11 protein-coding genes are annotated in these 19,040 nt (G+C 34.2%); 8 read left to right on the plus strand and 3 right to left on the minus strand.

Going from position 1 to position 19,040, the window contains the following annotated elements:
- Positions 1–465 precede the first annotated feature (465 nt).
- Positions 466–1,437 (plus strand): hypothetical protein, encoded by a 972-nt coding sequence (locus tag AMD28_RS08950; RefSeq protein ID WP_055443795.1) that lies wholly within the window; start codon positions 466–468, stop codon positions 1,435–1,437.
- Between the two features lie 18 nt (positions 1,438–1,455).
- The gene (locus AMD28_RS08955; protein ID WP_055443796.1) at positions 1,456–2,256 is read left to right on the plus strand and encodes a T9SS type A sorting domain-containing protein; all 801 of its coding nucleotides are present in this window, start codon (positions 1,456–1,458) and stop codon (positions 2,254–2,256) included.
- 67 nt (positions 2,257–2,323) lie between these two features.
- Here AMD28_RS08955 and AMD28_RS08960 read toward each other — a convergent pair whose 3' ends face one another.
- Positions 2,324–3,733 (minus strand): aldehyde dehydrogenase family protein, encoded by a 1,410-nt coding sequence (locus AMD28_RS08960; protein WP_055443797.1) that lies wholly within the window; start codon positions 3,731–3,733, stop codon positions 2,324–2,326.
- 165 nt (positions 3,734–3,898) lie between these two features.
- A complete protein-coding gene (gene cphA, locus AMD28_RS08965; RefSeq protein ID WP_055443798.1) occupies positions 3,899–6,541 on the minus strand; it encodes a cyanophycin synthetase in 2,643 nt (880 codons plus the stop codon).
- 105 nt (positions 6,542–6,646) lie between these two features.
- Here cphA and AMD28_RS08970 point away from each other — a divergent pair, with 105 nt between their 5' ends.
- A complete protein-coding gene (locus tag AMD28_RS08970) occupies positions 6,647–7,507 on the plus strand; it encodes a cyanophycinase (protein ID WP_055443799.1) in 861 nt (286 codons plus the stop codon).
- Between the two features lie 550 nt (positions 7,508–8,057).
- Positions 8,058–8,354, plus strand: coding sequence for a GIY-YIG nuclease family protein (locus tag AMD28_RS08975; RefSeq protein WP_055443800.1), 297 nt, complete (start codon positions 8,058–8,060; stop codon positions 8,352–8,354).
- Between the two features lie 784 nt (positions 8,355–9,138).
- On the opposite strand, the gene AMD28_RS08980 is transcribed toward AMD28_RS08975, so the two are convergent.
- Positions 9,139–10,068, minus strand: a complete 930-nt coding sequence (locus AMD28_RS08980) for an isoaspartyl peptidase/L-asparaginase family protein (protein ID WP_055443801.1) — start codon at positions 10,066–10,068, stop codon at positions 9,139–9,141.
- 219 nt (positions 10,069–10,287) lie between these two features.
- Between AMD28_RS08980 and polA the strand changes: the two genes are divergently transcribed.
- The 4 genes from polA (at position 10,288) to AMD28_RS09000 (ending at position 19,036) form a co-directional block, all read left to right on the plus strand.
- Positions 10,288–13,140: a DNA polymerase I gene (gene polA / locus AMD28_RS08985; protein WP_055443802.1), complete on the plus strand. Its 2,853-nt coding sequence runs from the start codon at positions 10,288–10,290 to the stop codon at positions 13,138–13,140.
- A 114-nt stretch (positions 13,141–13,254) separates the two neighbouring features.
- Positions 13,255–14,361, plus strand: a complete 1,107-nt coding sequence (locus tag AMD28_RS08990) for a DNA cytosine methyltransferase (protein WP_055443803.1) — start codon at positions 13,255–13,257, stop codon at positions 14,359–14,361.
- Positions 14,351–16,723, plus strand: a complete 2,373-nt coding sequence (locus AMD28_RS08995) for an McrB family protein (RefSeq protein WP_055443804.1) — start codon at positions 14,351–14,353, stop codon at positions 16,721–16,723. The genes AMD28_RS08990 and AMD28_RS08995 overlap by 11 nt, the downstream gene beginning before the upstream one ends.
- Positions 16,724–16,726: 3 nt before the next feature.
- Positions 16,727–19,036: a DUF2357 domain-containing protein gene (locus AMD28_RS09000; protein WP_055443805.1), complete on the plus strand. Its 2,310-nt coding sequence runs from the start codon at positions 16,727–16,729 to the stop codon at positions 19,034–19,036.
- The last annotated feature ends 4 nt before the right edge of the window (positions 19,037–19,040 follow it).

A 19,040-nucleotide genomic window follows, 5' to 3' on the forward strand; every position in this document is an offset into this window, starting at 1 on the left:
CAGACAATGAAAAATAGTTACTCTTTTATTATTGCGTTGCTAGTTTCAACAAGTACCCTTGCCCAAAACGGCATAAAGTATAAATTACTTTATACAGCTAGCTATCCAAATAAACAGCGCAATAATAAAGGGAAGTAAATCGGTTTACTGACACCAACCAATACGATAATACTATCTCTGTTTCGTCTATAGAACACCTAGTATCTGGTGAACATATAGAAATTTTTTCGTAACAATATGAAAGTGAGACCGCAGAAATAGTAATTGGAACTCCATTTTCAAGTTTTGAGATAGCACGTATTAGATAAACCAAATGACAATAACCCTTAGAATACATGATTAAGAGTAAGTAACGGTGTAGTTTCAGATTATACTCACCCATGCACAGGTACGGCACTTATAATTAATCAAATATCAGAAACTAAAAGTTATAGTGCATATACAATTAATTAAAAACTAATAATTATGAGAACAGTATTAAGCATAGTAATCCTATTTTGCTCCACCACATGGAGCTATGCGCAAACTATAGAAAGATTCAGTATCGATAGCGGAGGTGCAAGTGCAACTGCTGGAGGCATAGAAATCCTTTACACTATTGGCGAATTAAACACACAAGAATTAAGCGCTGCAAACACACAGGTTTCAGAAGGTTTTATTAACGGAATCTTAAAAGTTAAACTAGATACAAAATTATTTTTACAAGGTCCGTTTTTAAATCCTGCTACTGCTGGATTAATGAATGATAACCTGCGTAGTTTAAATTATCTTCCAACTACAAGTCCGTATCCTGACATTGCTACTTGCGATGCATCTGTATTTTCAGTAACAGGAAACAATGCCATTGTAGATTGGGTTTGGATAGAACTACGCGCTGCTAACGACAATCAAAAATTGATAAACGGAAAGTCGGCTTTACTACAACGCGACGGTGATGTGGTTGCCTTAGATGGTCTATCTCATTTGGTGCTGCAAGCAGCGCCAACCAACTATTATGTAGTAGTTAAACACAGAAACCATTTAGGAGCCATGAGTGCTACAACCATTGGATTAAACGAAAACACTGCTACCCTTGTAGATTTTACTAATAGCGGCTTTGCAACTTTTGGAAATCATGCACAAGTAATTTTAGGCTCAGGAAACACAGCCCTTTGGGCAGGAGACACAAATAGGAGTGATAGGATTAGGTTTTCGGGTTCAGAAAATGGCACTAATGCTATAAAGGATTATGTTTTAGCAGATCCAGCCAATGGATTTAATTCCGTGACATTTTCTTCAATTGGCTATTTAAATATAGATGTCAATATGAATGGCAACGCGAAATTTTCAGGTTCCGGAAACGATAGTAATATCATAAAAGATAATGTTCTAGCACATCCTGGTAATGGCTTTAACTCACCAACGTTTACCATTTCACAAACGGTACCAAACAACTAATCTTAAACACACACAATTATGAAAAAATATTACCTCCTTCTAACTTTAGCTTTTATCTCTTATTTTGGTTTTGCTCAAAACTACAACCTAGGTATTGTTCACATATCGAATTACGACTTTAAAATTATCGCAATCCCAGATTTTACATCTACTGGAGATACGGATGTATCTGATATTGGCTTCACTATTGTGCTTCCTACAGGTGTTGCAGATGCTACTAGTCCTATCGGACTGCTCTCTGCTAGACCTTGGACCGTTCAGGAATTTGATGCTGCTTTTTTAACAGGAATTGGTCTTGGTGATGGCTCTAAAGATGTCTTTCAATTTAATTTACCTCCTGGACAAAGTGTACTCGCTCATAACGTTGGAGATCAAATAGATTTAGTACGCTTCTCTGTAACGAATTCTCCGACTTCTGGCAACATGTCTCTTTTACTAAATTCTGACCCTATTGCCATGGGTGCTGGTGGTGTATTAGATAGTTTTTATAACACAAATCTTGGTAGTGGTACATTAGATTACTTTCTAATGCCTCAAGCTGGGCTGGATAGTTTTATATTCACAACACTTTCTACGGAAAACAGCATTCTTGATACTAATTCAATACAAATATATCCAAATCCAGCAGATACTATTTTAAACATTTCTATTTCAGATAATACATCCATTTCTTCTATTACATTATATAATCTACTAGGAAAAAAGGTACTCACAACTACAGCAAAAACTATCGACGTTAGTAGTTTTCAAACAGGAATGTATCTACTAAAAATAGAAACCGAAAAAGGACAAGTAACCAAAAGAATTGTGATTCAATAAAACATTAAAGACGCTATTAATCGAGAAAAGAGGTAATTAGGTAAAACTAATACGCCTCTTTTTTTTATTAAAACCACTTGATGGTCAAGTCTACCAATTTCTGTTTAAAATTGGTATATGGCGGAAACAAAAACTCGATAGATCCTATGGTATGTTGTTTTAACACAGAACGCATATTCGAGAATTCCTGAAAACCAAAAACGCCGTGTGCTTTACCAATTCCGCTATTATTACTACCTCCAAATGGCAGGTTATGATTGGTATATTGCAATACGTTATTATTAATTGCTGTACTTCCTGCTCTAGTGTTTGCTATAATCGTATTTATATTCTTTTTACTCTTAGAATACACGTAAAGCGCTAAGGGTTTTTCTTTAGCATTAATATAAGTAATCGCTTCATCTAGTGTTTTATATGTTTTTATAGGAAGGATAGGTCCGAAAATCTCGTCTTGCAAAAGCGAAGCACTTTCTGGTACGTTAGAAATTACGGTTGGTTCTATAAAGTTATCTTCGGAAGTCGTTTTACCTCCAATTTCAATCGTCGCATTATTGGATTTTGCATCTTCCAAATGCGCTACTAAACGCTCATAATGTTTTGCATTCACTACACGAGAAAGCGAATCAGAAGCCGAAGCATCGACCGTATAAAACGTTTTTAATTGTTCTCTTAATTCGGTAACAAAAGCATCTTTCACCGCATCTTTCACCAAAATATAATCTGGAGCAATACAGGTTTGTCCGCTGTTTAAAAACTTTCCCCAAGCAATTTTTTTAGCGGCCGCTTTTAAGTTCGCCGTTTCATCAATGATGGTTGGTGATTTCCCACCAAGTTCTAAAGTTACCGAAGTTAAATGCTTGGATGCTGCTTGCATTACAATCTTTCCAACCTGTGGAGATCCTGTAAAAAAGATGTGATTAAAAGGAAGTTTTAATAACTCTTGAGATACTTCTACTTCGCCTTCTACCAAAGCAATTTCGTTTTCATCAAATAAATCGACTACAATCTCTGCCATCACTTTTGAAATGTTTGGCGTCATTTCACTAGGTTTAATAATCACCGTATTTCCTGCTGCAATTGCAGAAACTAATGGTCCGAAAGTTAAGTTTAAAGGAAAATTCCAAGGAGAAATAAGCAAACAAACGCCTTTTGGTTCGTAAATATAATACGAAGACGACCCTAGTAAAGACATTGGTGTGTCTACAATTTGACGTTTCATCCAAGATTTCAAATGACTTTTAGCGAATTTAATTTCACCAATAACCGGATAGATTTCTGTTAAATCCGTTTCTGTAAAAGGCTTTTTAAAATCATCAAACAATGCTTGACGGATTTTATCCTTATACGTAAACTCCACCGCTTTTTTTAATGCATTCAGTTTTGCAATACGCTGTGTATAGGTTGTGTTTCCTATGTTGTATTGATTTGCTTTTTGCGTATTAAATAAAGTAGCGTATTTATTATCGGAGTAATTCATTGTTAACTAAATATTATTTAAAATCAACGAGAAGCTGACTAAAAGGTTTATAATCCAAAAATGCCATATGGAGCGCAGTCCAAATACTTTAAAGGTAAAGATATTCAGGTTTTCGACTGCGCTCAAACTGACATTATATATTATTTTCGAAAGCTTTATTTCTAATTAATCCGCGTAATTCAATTCACCATTCGCTTCTTGCTCTTTAAACTTTTTCACTAGTTCTAAAGCATCCGGAATCACATCGCTACACAAAATAATCAACGAACCTTTCACCGCGTTTTTAACTGCAAATTTAATGGCTTCTTTTTCCGATGGAATGATTGTAGTTTTCTTATTCGGATCTTTCATTTTAATACCATCATTCAGCATTTTAATAAGCTCCTCTTCCGTTTTTCCGCGTAAGCGTTTGTCTTGTCTAATAATAATTTCATCAAACATTTCGGCAGCAATACTACCCATTTCATTATTATCTTCTACGCGTCTATCTCCAATTCCTGCAATAATTCCTACTTTAACGGTGGCATCTAATTCTTCTACAAAATTTTGAAGGGCACGCATTCCTGCTGGATTATGTGCATAATCTAAAAGAATGGAAAAGTCATTAAATTCGAATAAATTTAAACGACCAGGCGTTTGTGTTGCCGAAGGAATAAAGGTTTCTAAAGCGGCTTTCATATCTTCAATACTAATCCCTTGCACATGTGCAGCAAGTACCGCACCAAGTACATTTTGAATCATGAATTTCGCTTTTCCGCCATAGGTTAACGGAATATGCACCGCTTCCATAATACGCATTTTCCATTCGCCTCTACAAATAGTTACCCAACCATTTTCGTACACAGCAGTGATACCATTAAGACGTTGCAATGCTTTTATGTGCGGATTGTTTTCATCCATAGAAAATAGAGCAACGTTACAATCTAGGTTGCGACGCATACCATACACCAAATCGTCGTCTGCATTTAGAATCGCATAGCCATCTGGTAAAACGGTTTCTGGAATTACAGCTTTCACTTTTGCTAATTGTTCTACCGTATGAATTCCTTTTAAGCCTAAATGATCTGCTGCAACATTTGTTACCACAGCGACATCACACTTTTTAAAACCTAATCCAGCACGAAGCAATCCACCTCTTGCACATTCTAAAACTGCAAAGTTTACGGTAGGATCTTTCAGTACAAATTCGGCACTTGCCGGACCTGTACAATCACCTGTCATTAGTAATCTATTTTGTATATAAACACCATCACTTGTGGTATAACCAACACGATGGCCATTCATTTTTGCAATATGTGCAATAAGTCTTGTGGTGGTGGTTTTTCCGTTGGTTCCAGAAATTGCGACAATAGGAATACGTCCTGTTTCGCCTTTTACTGGAAATAATTTATCAATTACTGGAGCAGCGACATTACGTGGTAATCCAGTAGTTGGTGCTAAGTGCATTCTAAATCCTGGACCAGCATTTACTTCTAAAACAGCACCACCAGTTTCTGAAAGTGGTTTAGAAATATCGGTGGTCATAATATCAATTCCGCAGATATCTAAATCTATAATTTTAGAAATACGTTCTGCCATAGCAATATTTGCAGGGTGAATAATATCTGTAATATCTTCTGCAGTTCCTCCTGTACTCAGATTTGCAGTATCTTTTAATATCAGTCTTTCATCTGCTGCTAAAACCGACTCTAAAGTATAACCAGCATCTTTTATTATGGTTTGCGTTAACTCGTTGGTAGTAATTTTGGTCAGTACATTTTCATGTCCAAAACCACGACGAGGATCACTATTTACTTTATCTATTAATTCTTGTATTGTAGATTTCCCGTCACCAATAACATGTGCAGGAGTTCTAATGGCTCCAGCCACCAACCTATTATTAATCACTAGAAGTCTATAATCTTGACCAGTAATAAATTTCTCTACAATAATAGCACCGCTACGAGAGCTTTCTTTTGCATGATGAAAAGCAGCTAAAGCATCTTCATAATTATTAATATCTACGGTAATTCCTCTTCCATGATTGCCATCTACAGGTTTAATCACTAAAGGATAACCAACATAACTACATGCTTCCTCTAAACTACGTTCGCGACGAATAATATCACCACGAGGCACTTCTACTTCCGCTTGTTCTAATAAATATTTAGTATCTTCTTTATCACATGCTAACTCTACACCAATACTACTTGTTTCACTAGTAACTGTTGCCTGAATACGTTTTTGATTGGCACCATAACCCAATTGGCAAAGGGAATATTTATTTAAACGAATCCAAGGAATCCCTCTAGACTCGGCTTCTTCAATAATAGAACCTGTACTTGGACCTAATCTATCCGATTCACGAAGTTCTCGCATTTCCTGAATATCATCGGTTAAGTCATAGTCTTCGCCAGCAATTAATGCTTCGCAAATACGAACAGCTGCTTTTGCTGCAAAGCGTCCAACAGATTCTTCCATATAAGAAAAAACAACGCTATACACGCCTTCTTCGCCATAACCACGAGTTCTTCCAAAACCCGTATCCATTCCGGCCAAGGTTTGTATTTCTAAAGCAATATGTTCGATAATATGTCCCATCCAGGTACCTTCATCCACACGCATAAAAAAACCACCTTCGCAACCTTCCGAACATCTATGTGAATACATAGTAGGAAACATCGCTTTTAATCGTTCTGGAAATCCCTCAATTTTATTCGATGGAAATTCTTCCATTTCTTCTAAATCAAGTACCATTACTATTAGTTTATGTCGTCTTATAGACCAGTAGTTTGGTCCTCTCATGGCATTTATTTCGCGTATCTTCATGCAGTTTTTGGTTTAATTAGTTCATGTGAAAGATTATAAATATATACAAATTCTGTAAAAAAATTAGCCTATTTTTGTACAATATAATTTTAAGTGAAAAAATAGATGCATAGATTTAACGGAACGTTAATTCCTATAGGAGGAAATGAAGACAAAGGAATTGAAGAAAGTGAACAATACACGCTAGAGTTTATAAGCGAAGGTATTTTGTTTCATGTAGTTAAAGAAGCTGGTGGCATCGACGCTAATATTGTTGTGATACCTACGGCATCTAGTATCCCTGTAGAAGTTGGTGAGAATTACATGGAAGCGTTTACCACTTTAGGTTGTAAAAATGTTACCATTTTAGACATTAGAAGCAAAGAAGACTCTGAAAAACAAGCATCTATAGATTTAATTAAAACTGCCAATTGCGTGATGTTTTCTGGCGGAGATCAATCTAAAATCACCGATAAAATTGGAGGTACTGCCATACATGAAATCTTGGTAGATCGCTATAAAAATGAAGCTGGTTTTGTTATTGCCGGTACCAGTGCTGGAGCAATGATGATGTCTCAAGAAATGATTGCTGGAGGAAGTGCTTCTGAAGCATTTATTAAAGGAGCAGTTACAATGTATAAAGGATTAGCTTTAATCCCAGAATTAATTATCGACACCCATTTTATCAAAAGAGGTCGTTTCGGACGCATATCGGAAGCTGTTGCACAATTTCCAAAGCTTGTCGGACTTGGTTTAGCAGAAGACACCGGACTTATCATTAAAAATGGTATGCTAGAAGTTATCGGTTCTGGAATGGTTATTATTTTTGACGGAAGAAAGCTTAAACACAATAACCACAAGGTTTTAAAAGAAGGCACACCAATGTCTCTAACCAATTTAAAAACGCATATTCTATCTAATGGAGACCGTTTTAATATTGAAAACAAAGAAGTAGAAGTGCTACCAATGGAAGCTCCTTTTATCTGAACTCCTACGCTTGTAGAAGCTTAATATTTTCTGATTATCTAATGAAGTTTTAATGAAAGACCTGGTTAGCCAACCGAAGTTTTAACGAAGGCCTGGTTAGCCAACCGAAGTTTTAACGAAGGTTGGGCGTTACCTTTTGCGCATACCTACAAGGTTAAAAAAACCTCGCAGGATCACAAAACGTCAGGCTATTCACTATATCTTTTTATGAAAAATAAAAAGGATGCCGTTGCTATCCTTAACGCAAAAAACCACAGCTTTGTCACTTCGAGTGATTTGTGAAGCATGAGCAAATTGTATCGAGAAGTCAACACAAATAGTTCTCGATACAATGCTCCTTGGGTCGCATCACTCGAACTGACAATGCGGTCAATGAAAATTATAGTTTTGTCACTTCGAGTGATTTGTGAAGCATGAGCAAATTGTATCGAGAAGCGCTTATTTTAAAAGACTAAAATGCAGTAGATGGAACTACCAAATAGTTCTCGATACAAAATTGCAAAAAAGCAATTTTGTATCGAGAAGCCAACCTTTTTTATTAACTTTAAACATGAAAACATATTACGTTTACATACTAGAGTGTTCCGATAAAAGCTACTACACAGGATTTAGCTCCAGATTGAATGTTAGAATTATAGAGCATAAAACAGGCAAATATCCAGATTGTTATACGTTTAATAGAAGACCAATCAAATTAGTTTTTCATACCGAGTTTACAAACCCAAATCACGCTATCGCTTCAGAAAAACAAATTAAGAAATGGTCCAGAGCTAAAAAAGAGGCTTTAATAAATAATGCATTTGAAAAACTGCCTAATCTTTCTAAAAAGAAGTTTGATAATAGATAGGTTCTCGATACAATTTCGATAAAAAATCGAAATCACTCGAACTGACAATGAAGTTCCATTAAAATTCTAGCCTTGTCACTTCGAGTGATTTGTGAAGCATGAGCAAATGGTATCAAGAAGCGCTTATTTTAAAAAGACTACAATGCAGTAGATGGAACTACCAAGTAGTTCTCGATACAAAATTGCAAAAAAGCAATTTCACTCGAACTGACAATGAGGTCTAATAAAAACCAAAGTTTTGTCACTTCGAGTGATTTTTGAAGCATGAGCAAATTGTATCGAGAAGCGCTTATTTTAAAAAGACTACAATGCAGTAGATGGAACTACCAAATAGTTCTCGATACAAAATTGCAAAAAAGCAATTTCACTCGAACTGACAATGAGGTCCAATGAAAATTACAGTTTTGTCACTTCGAGTGATTTGCGAAGCATGAGCAAATTGTATCGAGAAGCGCTTATTTTAAAAAGACTACAATGCAGTAGATGGAACTACCAAATAGTTCTCGATACAAAATTGCCGTAAAGCAATTTCACTCGAACTGACAATGCGATCTAATGAAAATTCTAGTTTTGTCACTTCGAGTGATTTGTGAAGCATGAACAAATTGTATCGAGAAGCGCTTATTTTAAAAGACTACAATGCAGTAGATGGAACTACCAAATAGTTCTCGATACAAAATTGCAAAAAAGCAATTTCACTCGAACTGACAATGCGATCTAATGAAAATTCTAGTTTTGTCACTTCGAGTGATTTGTGAAGCATGAACAAATGTATCGAGAAGTCTTATTTATAAATAGAAACCTCTTCTGTACCAGTAGAAGATTTACTAGCACGATACATCCCTTCGGTATTAAAAGGCATGGCGATATTCCCTTTGGTATCGACAGCAATTAATCCACCATCACCTTTTATTTCTAAAATACGTTTGTTGATTACTTCGTTAGCAGCAGCTTCTAAAGACATTTCTTTATGCTCTATTAAACAAGCAACATCATAAGCAACCACACCACGAATAAAAAACTCCCCACTTCCCGTACAGGATATAGCACAGGTTTTATTATTGGCATAATTTCCAGCGCCAACCATAGGGCTATCGCCTACGCGTCCCCATTTCTTATTGGTCATTCCTCCTGTAGAAGTTGCAGCAGCAATATTGCCATCCTTATCACAAGCAACGGCACCAACGGTTCCAAATTTAGAATCCTTCTTTTTGGCGTGATCTAATTGAAAACTATCGGTATCTTTAATTTCTAACCACTGATTATGTCGTAATTCATCGTAAAAATACGATGCATCTTCTAATTTATAATCTAACTCTTTTGCAAACTGCATAGCTCCTGCACCAGCAAGAAAAACATGTTCGCTTTTTTCCATCACATCACGCGCCAAACGCACCGGGTTTTTAATTCCGGTAATTAAACTAACCGCTCCTGCATTTAAGGTTTTTCCATCCATGATAGAAGCATCCATTTCATGCGATTCGGTGGCTGTAAAAACGCTTCCTTTTCCCGCATTGAATAATGGGGAATCTTCCAAAACAACTACAGCTTTCTCCACAGCTTCGGTTGCCGTTCCATGATTCTCTAGTACTTTATAACCTGCATCTAATGCTAATTGCAAAGCAGCTTTATACTTCGCTTCTAGTTCCGGAGTCATCATTCCTTTTACTAAAGTTCCTGCTCCACCATGAATGGCAATTGAAAATGTATTCATCTATAAATATTTTCAGCAAAAATACGTAGCAATTTTTTAATAACTTTATTAATAATGAGGTTCTTTAGTTTTTAAAGAAATTGTAATTTGCAGTCGGACTGATTTCTAATTTAAAATCACCATTCTTTTGTCTTCTCGAGCGCAGTCGAGAGGTTAACACCACCCAAAAGAGAGTTCTCGACTGCGCTCGAACAGACAAACACTTATACTCAAAATCAAATGTCAGATAACAAACGTGTATTTCTAGTAGATGCTTTTGCATTAATTTTTCGTGGCTACTATGCCTTCATAAAAAATCCGAGAATCAATTCTAAAGGAGAAGATACCTCCGCAATTATGGGTTTTATGAATTCCCTTTTAGACGTTATCAAGCGCGAAAGACCGGATCATTTAGCTGTTTGTTTTGACAAAGGCGGAAGTGCAGATCGTGTAGAAATGTTTGAAGCCTATAAAGCCAACAGAGACGAAACTCCGGAAGGTATTAAAACAGCAATCCCATATATCATGGAGATTTTAAAAGCCATGCATATTCCTATTGTTGTAAAAGCAGGTTTTGAAGCAGATGATATTATAGGAACCTTAGCAAAACAAGCGGAAAAAGAAGGCTACCAAACGTTTATGGTGACTCCGGATAAAGATTTCGCGCAATTAGTTAGCGAAAACATATTCATGTACAGACCTATGTTTGGTGGCGGATATGAAACTTGGGGAATTCCGGAAGTACAAAAGAAATTTGAAGTTACCGATCCGTTACAAGTGATTGACTTTTTAGGAATGATGGGAGATGCCAGTGATAATATTCCTGGACTTCCTGGTGTTGGAGAAAAAACAGCTAAGAAGTTTTTAGCGGCTTATGGAAGTATGGAAAACCTTTTTGCTAATACGCACGAGCTAAAAGGTAAAATGAAAGAAAAGATTGAAGCCAATCAAGAAATTGGTTTACTATCCAAAAAACTAGCAACGATTATGCTAGATGTTCCAGTGACTTTTAATGCGAAAGATTATGAATTAGACCAACCAGATATTCCTAAAGTGGTGGAGATATTTCAAGAGTTAGAATTTAGACGATTAATAGATAATTTCACAAAAACATTTAGTTCTGGAGCAGAAGCAACAGCGACAGCTACCGATACACCTTCCGTTAAAGCAGTACCAAAAGTAACACCAAAGGAAGCTGAAAGTGCTGGAGCAGGGCAATTCAATTTGTTTGGAGGAGAACCAAATTCCGCAACAGCGACAACCGAAGATCCTTTAGCAAGAAAAACCATAGCAACCTATTCGCACTTCTACCAAAGTGTAGCACCAGGAATGGCAACCACGCTATTTATAAAAAACTTAATGAACCAAACTTCGGTGTGTTTTGATACCGAAACTACAGGCTTAAACCCGCTGACTGCCGAGTTAGTCGGAATCGCTTTTTCATGGGAAATTGGTAAAGGATTTTACTTACCGTTTCCGGAAGACAAACAAGAAGCACAGGCTATCATCGAAGCATTACGATGCTTTTTTGAAGCAGAAAACATAGAGAAGATTGGTCAGAATTTAAAATACGATATCAAAGTATTAGCCAAATATAACGTGCAAGTGAAAGGGCCGTTATTTGACACCATGATTGCGCATTATTTGATCAATCCAGACATGCGTCATAATATGGATATATTGGCAGAAACGTACTTAAACTACACGCCAGTTCCTATTACAGAATTGATTGGTAAGAAAGGAAAAAATCAATTGTCTATGCGTGATGTTCCGTTAGACAAACAAACGGAATATGCTGTGGAGGATGCAGACATCACTTTACAACTAGCAGCACATTTTGAAAAAGAATTGGGCGAAGCAAATACCAAAAAATTATTTACAGATATCGAAGTGCCTTTAGTGCGCGTGCTAGCTGCCATGGAATTGGAAGGGATTAAATTAGATGTTCCTTTTTTAAATGGCTTAGCCGAAGACTTAAATAAAGACATTGAAACCTTAGTAGCCAAAATTTACGAGGTTGCAGGTGAAGAGTTCAATATCGCGTCTCCAAAACAATTAGGAATCATCCTTTTTGAAAAACTAAAACTGGTAGACAAACCGAAAAAGACCAAAACGGGTCAGTATAAAACCGGTGAAGATATCTTATCTGCTTTAGCAAAAGAGCATGAAATTATTAGAGATATTTTAGAGTATCGCGGATTAGCAAAACTAAAAAGTACGTACGTGGATGCTTTACCACTTCAGGTGGAAGAAGCAACAGGCAGAGTGCACACCGATTATATGCAGACCGTTGCAGCAACTGGTCGTTTGAGCAGTAACAATCCGAATTTACAGAATATCCCGATTCGTACCGAACGCGGACGTCAAGTGCGTAAAGCTTTTATTCCGAGAAATGACGAGTACATTTTATTGGCAGCCGATTATAGCCAAATAGAACTTCGTATTATCGCTGCTTTAAGTCAGGAGGAAACCATGATAGAAGCCTTTAAAAACGGTGAAGATATTCACGCTTCTACAGCATCTAAGGTATTTGGTGTTCCGTTAGAAGAAGTAACCAGAGAACAACGTAGCAATGCCAAAACGGTAAACTTCGGAATTGTGTATGGTGTGTCTGCTTTTGGACTGAGTAACCAAACCGATTTATCGCGCGGGGAAGCCAAAGAGCTTATTGATACCTATTACGAAACCTACCCGAAGCTTAAAAAATACATGAGCGAACAGGTCGATTTTGCGCGGGATCATGGCTATGTAAAAACAGTTTTAGACAGAAGACGTTACCTAAAAGATATTAATAGCGCTAATGCTATTGTTCGTGGTGCTGCAGAGCGTAATGCGGTGAATGCACCTATTCAAGGTTCTGCTGCAGATATTATTAAAATCGCCATGATTAATATTTATAACAAATTAGAAGCTGGTAATTATAAAACCAAAATGCTTTTACAAGTGCATGATGAATTGGTTTTTGATGTCTACAAACCAGAATTAGCCGAAATGAAAATTTTGATTAAGACGGAAATGGAGAGTGCTTTTAAAATGGATGTTCCTTTGGATGTGGAAATGGATATTGGGTTGAATTGGTTGGAGGCGCATTAATTAAAATAAAAAATAGCTAAATACGGGAAACCGTAAAACACAATAGTAGTAATCGTTTATATTTGGAATCAGTAGTTTGATTTCTAAATAAAACGCCGTGATTTTAGAAAAAAAATGAAAGAAAATAAATTTAACTTTATTGACCTTTTTGCAGGAATTGGTGGTTTCCACATAGCAATGCATGAAAATGGTGGTGAATGTGTGTTTGCATCTGAACTTGATAAATTTGCAAGACAGACTTATGAAGAAAATTTCAAAAACACATCCCCTGATCTTTTCAAAAACGGTAATTTTAATATTGACATAACAGACCCTGAATTAAATTACGATTCAATACCTGAATTTGATGTTTTATGTGGTGGTTTTCCTTGCCAACCATTTTCAAATGCTGGTTTAAAAAAAGGCTTTAATGACACCAGAGGAACTTTGTTTTTTAACATACAAGAAATAATTCACTCGAAAATAAAAGCTAATAAAAAGGATAATAATGTAAAAATCCCTAAAGTAATTTTATTAGAAAACGTAAAAGGTTTTAAAAACCATGACAAAGGAAAAACCTTTAAAACTATTGAAAGCGTTTTAAATAAAATGGGATACCAAGTAAGTTCAGAAGTGCTTAATAGTAAATATTTTGGTGTACCTCAGAATAGAGAAAGAATATTTATAGTCGCTTGGCATAAAAAACAAATAAAAACTAAAGAGTTTAATTTCCCTTTTGGTTTAAATGAAAATGACGAAGTGATTTTTGATAAATATGAACGTGAAGAAAAGGCTAAAAAAACAAAACTTGGTGATATTTTGCTAACAAACATACAACTCAAAAAACTTGAATTATTAGCTAATAAAACTTATACAATTTCAGAAAAACTTTGGACTGGACATAAACGAAGAAAGGAAGAACATGCAAGAAAAGGAAATGGCTTTGGATATTCTTTATTTAATAAAAAATCGATATACACAAGTACAATTTCTGCAAGATATTATAAAGACGGAAGTGAAATACTAATCGAGCAGAAAAACATTAAAGACAGAGAAGATAGGCCACGTAAATTGCATCCAATAGAAGCAGCAAGATTACAAGGTTATCCAATTGATGATTGGTATAAAATACCTGTTTCAGATAATCAAGCATACAAACAATTTGGAAACAGTGTTTCTGTTCCTGTTGTACAAACATTAGCTAGTGAAATTAAAAAACAATTATTAAGCAATGAAAAGTAATTTATTAGATTTTTCTAAATTTGAAAACAGTAATTCTAAATTTACGGCAGAACTACAAGAGAGAGGTGGCAATATTACTTTTAGCAACTCAGGAAAAGGAGGTAATAAAAAATTTTTCAATTTGAGTTTAGAAACTTTTTTGAACTGTTTGAAAGATATAAAAACTCATCTATCAGAATTTGTAGGTCATGAAGATTATATTGAAGGTGAATGGAGAAATTTAGGAAGTAAATACTTCAATGATGGACCTGCTAACGCTCAGATAACTGTTCAAACAAAACCAATGTTTACAACTTTGAGTAAAATAATAATGTGGGCTAACGCGCCAACCTTAGATAATATTAACCCAGAGCAATATATAAATCTCGAGCTATCCAATTTAGATAAGGCAATTACTCAACTTGACGAACTGACTAATAAATTTAAACCAGATACAGCTATCGAGAATGAAGTAACAAAAGTTTCCTCTAATTCTATAAGAGATTTTGCATTAATGGTATTTGAACATTTCTATAGCGATAATTGGGATGCTCTTTTAAACGAATCACAAACTAGAGAATCTACTATTAGCGGTAAAAAATATATTATTTATGACCATGAATGGTTCAAAAACCTTATTGGTAAATTTGATAAACCTCAAAACAAGGAATCTCTTTCTTCTGCAAATACAATTAGATTTTTTGAAAAACCAATTTATATAAATGAAGAACAATATTATTACTTCACAACGCAATGGAATGCAAATGGTGAATATAATTTATCTTTTATAAACTTAAAAAACTTCATTGAAAGCAAGTTCCCTAGTTACATACTAACTCAAGAAGATAAAAACTTCATACTTTCTCCAAAAGAATTAACAAGAAAACAAGAAAACTTAAAAGAAGCATTCGCAGATTGGCTGTTTAATCTAGGTAAATACAAAAGAGTTTATAAGAATGATCCAACAGTTTTAATTGAAAAATTAAATGAATTTGAAAAAGCTTATGAAAATGATTTTGGAATTTCGATATTTAGTTTTCCTGAATTTTCTTTAGAAACTATAATTAATGAGCTTGAAACAAATATTATTGATGTAAATACTGTAATTGGAGATATAGATAAAAGAACTGTAGGTAATGAATCAGTTAAGGCTATATTAGGTCATAACAACTATATTAAATTTTTAAAAGAATTATTATCTAAAAAACATGAGCAGGATTTAAAGTCTACTAATGAAAATAAAGAGAAAATTAAACAAATTGATTTCGACCTTTCTTTTTTCAATGTAGATTGTAAAAATTCAGGTTTAAACTACAAGCCAGAATTAATCACAAGATACGTTTCATCATTAGTAACTAAACCATTTGTATTATTAAGTGGTTTATCTGGTTCTGGTAAAACAAAATTAGCACAAGCTTTTGCACAATGGATTTGCGAAAGTGAAGAACAATATTGTATTGTACCTGTTGGAGCTGATTGGACCAACAGAGAACCGTTATTAGGTTATGTTAATGCATTGAATGATGATGAATACATATTACCTGAAAATGGCGCATTACAATTACTCATTGAAGCCAATAAAGAAGAAAATAAAAGCAAGCCTTATTTTTTGATACTAGATGAAATGAACTTAAGTCATGTGGAGCGATACTTTGCAGATTTCTTAAGTGTAATGGAGTCTAATGACAAACTTAAATTACATAGTTCTAAAAATGACAAAGGTATTGTACCTTCAAGTTTGGGTTGGCCAAGTAACTTGTTTATAGTTGGGACTGTAAACATCGACGAAACAACATATATGTTTAGTCCTAAAGTTTTAGACAGAGCTAATGTTATAGAGTTTAGGGTTAATAAAAAAGATATTAAAGCTTTTTTAAATGCCCCTAAGGAAATAGATTTTACTAATTTAAACTGTAATGGTGCTTCAATGGGTGAAGACTTTATAACAATAGCCTCTAATAAAGAATTCCCAAAAACAGATACAACTAAGTTAAACGACAAATTAGTGTTATTCTTTGAAGAATTGAAAAAAACAGGAGCTGAGTTCGGTTATCGTTCTGCAACAGAAATTCACAGACTATACAATCAGTTAAGCACTTTAGAAAATGCTATGCAAGAAGATGACAAAATAGACATTGCTATTATGCAAAAACTATTACCAAAACTACATGGTTCTAGACGTAAATTATGTCCTATTCTAGAAGTATTAGCATCTTTATGTGTTGAAGAGAAAACGGATGTTGCGAAAGACTTTTTAAACAATAAAGAAACCTTAGTTTTTAAAGGCAATGAAAAAGTTTTATATCCTTTATCCTTAGAGAAAATTACTAGAATGTATAAAGGCGCAATAGATAATGGTTTTGCTAGTTACGCAGAAGCTTAATATATGGAAAAAGAACAATCCATAGAAATAGATTTATCTTATATAGAAGATGGCTTGTACTTATGTATCGACACTCAAGAGAAAGGCGATATTGAAGTAGATACCAATAACGATTATGAGCATGAACCAACCTACCAATTAAAAGAAGGTTGCTTCTATGATTTTGAATTCTCACACAAAATAGAAAGTATTGCAAAAGACTATCGTCTTTTTTGTAGTGACCAAAAAAACATTGTAAAAAACAGAAAAAGGAAAGAGTATATTGGTGTAATTACACCAAATATATTTGTTGGCACATTAACATTACAAATTTTAAACAAGGAGAATCCCAATAAAAAATGGGATTTAAAACTAGAAGTACAGTCTAAAAAAACAAGCTATAGAGAAGATTATCAGTACATGTTAAATGATATAACATCAAAATGTACAGATTTAATCATTCAAGCGAATTCTCCTGTAAGTCATTCTTTTGAAATTGACCCAAAAACTAAAAACAAAACGCTATACCAACGTTTTGCTTTCATAAGTTCAATAATTAATTCTGAAGATTTTGAAGATGCAGTACAACGTATTGTTACTAGCCCAACTACAAATTGGACAGAGGAATCAGAACTAACTGATGCTAGAAAAATAAAGCGATTTAAAAATTCAGAATTAAGGTCATTAATAAATTCTGATAACAGATTAAAATTAAACGATACGCATCCTTTATTTAAAAAAGGAATACAATCTGTTGCAACAAAAATAGAATCTTATAGAAAATTTGAAAGTGTTGACACTTCAGAAAATCGTTTTATAAAACATGCTTTAGAAACGTTTTTAAAATTCTGTATGGATATTTCAAATCATCCAAATGCAGGAAACAGACTTAAAGAAGAAGCAGATATTGTTTCAGAGACATTAGAAACCCATCTTCAACATGACTTATTTAAACAAGTTTCTAGACCCAATACTTTAAAACTTAATAGTCCAACACTTCAAAAAAAGGAAGGTTATAGAGAAATATTAAAAGTGTGGTTAAAGTTTGATTTAGCAGCTAAGCTTGTTTGGAATGGTGGAGACGAGGTATATAGTGGAGGAAAAAAAGATATTGCTACATTATACGAGTATTGGTTATTCTTTAAATTATTAGACGTTTTAAAACAAGTTTTTGATATTGAACCAAAGGAACTAGAAAACCTCATTACATCTTCAAAAGATGATTTAAGTCTTCAACTTAAACAAGGAAAAGTAACAGCTCTAAAAGGTAGTTACACCAAAGCCAATAGAGATTTAACGGTTAAATTTAATTACAATAGAAGCTTTATTGGTGGAACACAAGATATTTCTAAAACAGGAAGTTGGACCACAACATTAAGACCAGATTATACTTTATCAATTTGGCCAACAAAGCTGAAAGAGTTTGAAGCTGAAGCTACAGAGCAAATTGTTCATATTCATTTTGATGCGAAATACAAGGTTGCTAATATTAATCAAATATTAGGAGAAGATAAAAATGAAAAAACTTTAACAGAAGAGAAAAAAGAAAATCTCAAAGGGATATATAAAAATGCAGATTTATTAAAAATGCATGCTTATAAAGATGCAATTAGACGAACAAGTGGCGCCTATGTTTTATATCCAGGAGAAACAAACAAACCTATTAGAGGTTTTCACGAAGTATTACCTGGATTAGGTGCATTTCCTATAAAACCAACTGAAAATACAAATGAAACAATTCATTTAGAAAATTTTATTAAAGAAGTTTTAAATCACTTTTTAAACACTGCTTCACAACGTGAAAATATTGCTCATAAAAGTTATACCATTCATAAAAACGATAAACCAAACGAAATTTCAGAGCCAATTCCTGAATACTTTAATGATGAAAAATTAATTCCTGACGACGCCTATGTTTTGGTTGGGTTCTATAATAACCAAACACACTATGATTGGATTTCTAAAAAAAGAATGTACAATTTCAGAATGGGTTCAGGTAACGGCTCATTAGTTTTAGACAAGGAAACAGTTTCTGCTAAATATTTGCTATTGCATACTCATGGAGAACAATCATCTGGAGATTTATGGAAAATTGTAAGTAAGGGTCCAAAGGTCTATTCTAGATTAAATCTAGAAAAAAAAGGATATCCTAAAGCAATAAAAGCATCTGATTATGAAAGACATTATTTAATCATTGAATTAGAAAAAGTTAATCTTTCTGAATTTGGAAATAACGATTGGGATTTCAGAAAACTAAAAAATTATAATTCTGGTAATGCATCTGCAAAACCTTTTACAACTAGTTTAACTGAGTTGATTCAACAAAAAACATAACAAT

The organism is Lacinutrix himadriensis, assembly GCF_001418105.1.
GTDB lineage: Bacteria > Bacteroidota > Bacteroidia > Flavobacteriales > Flavobacteriaceae > Oceanihabitans > Oceanihabitans himadriense.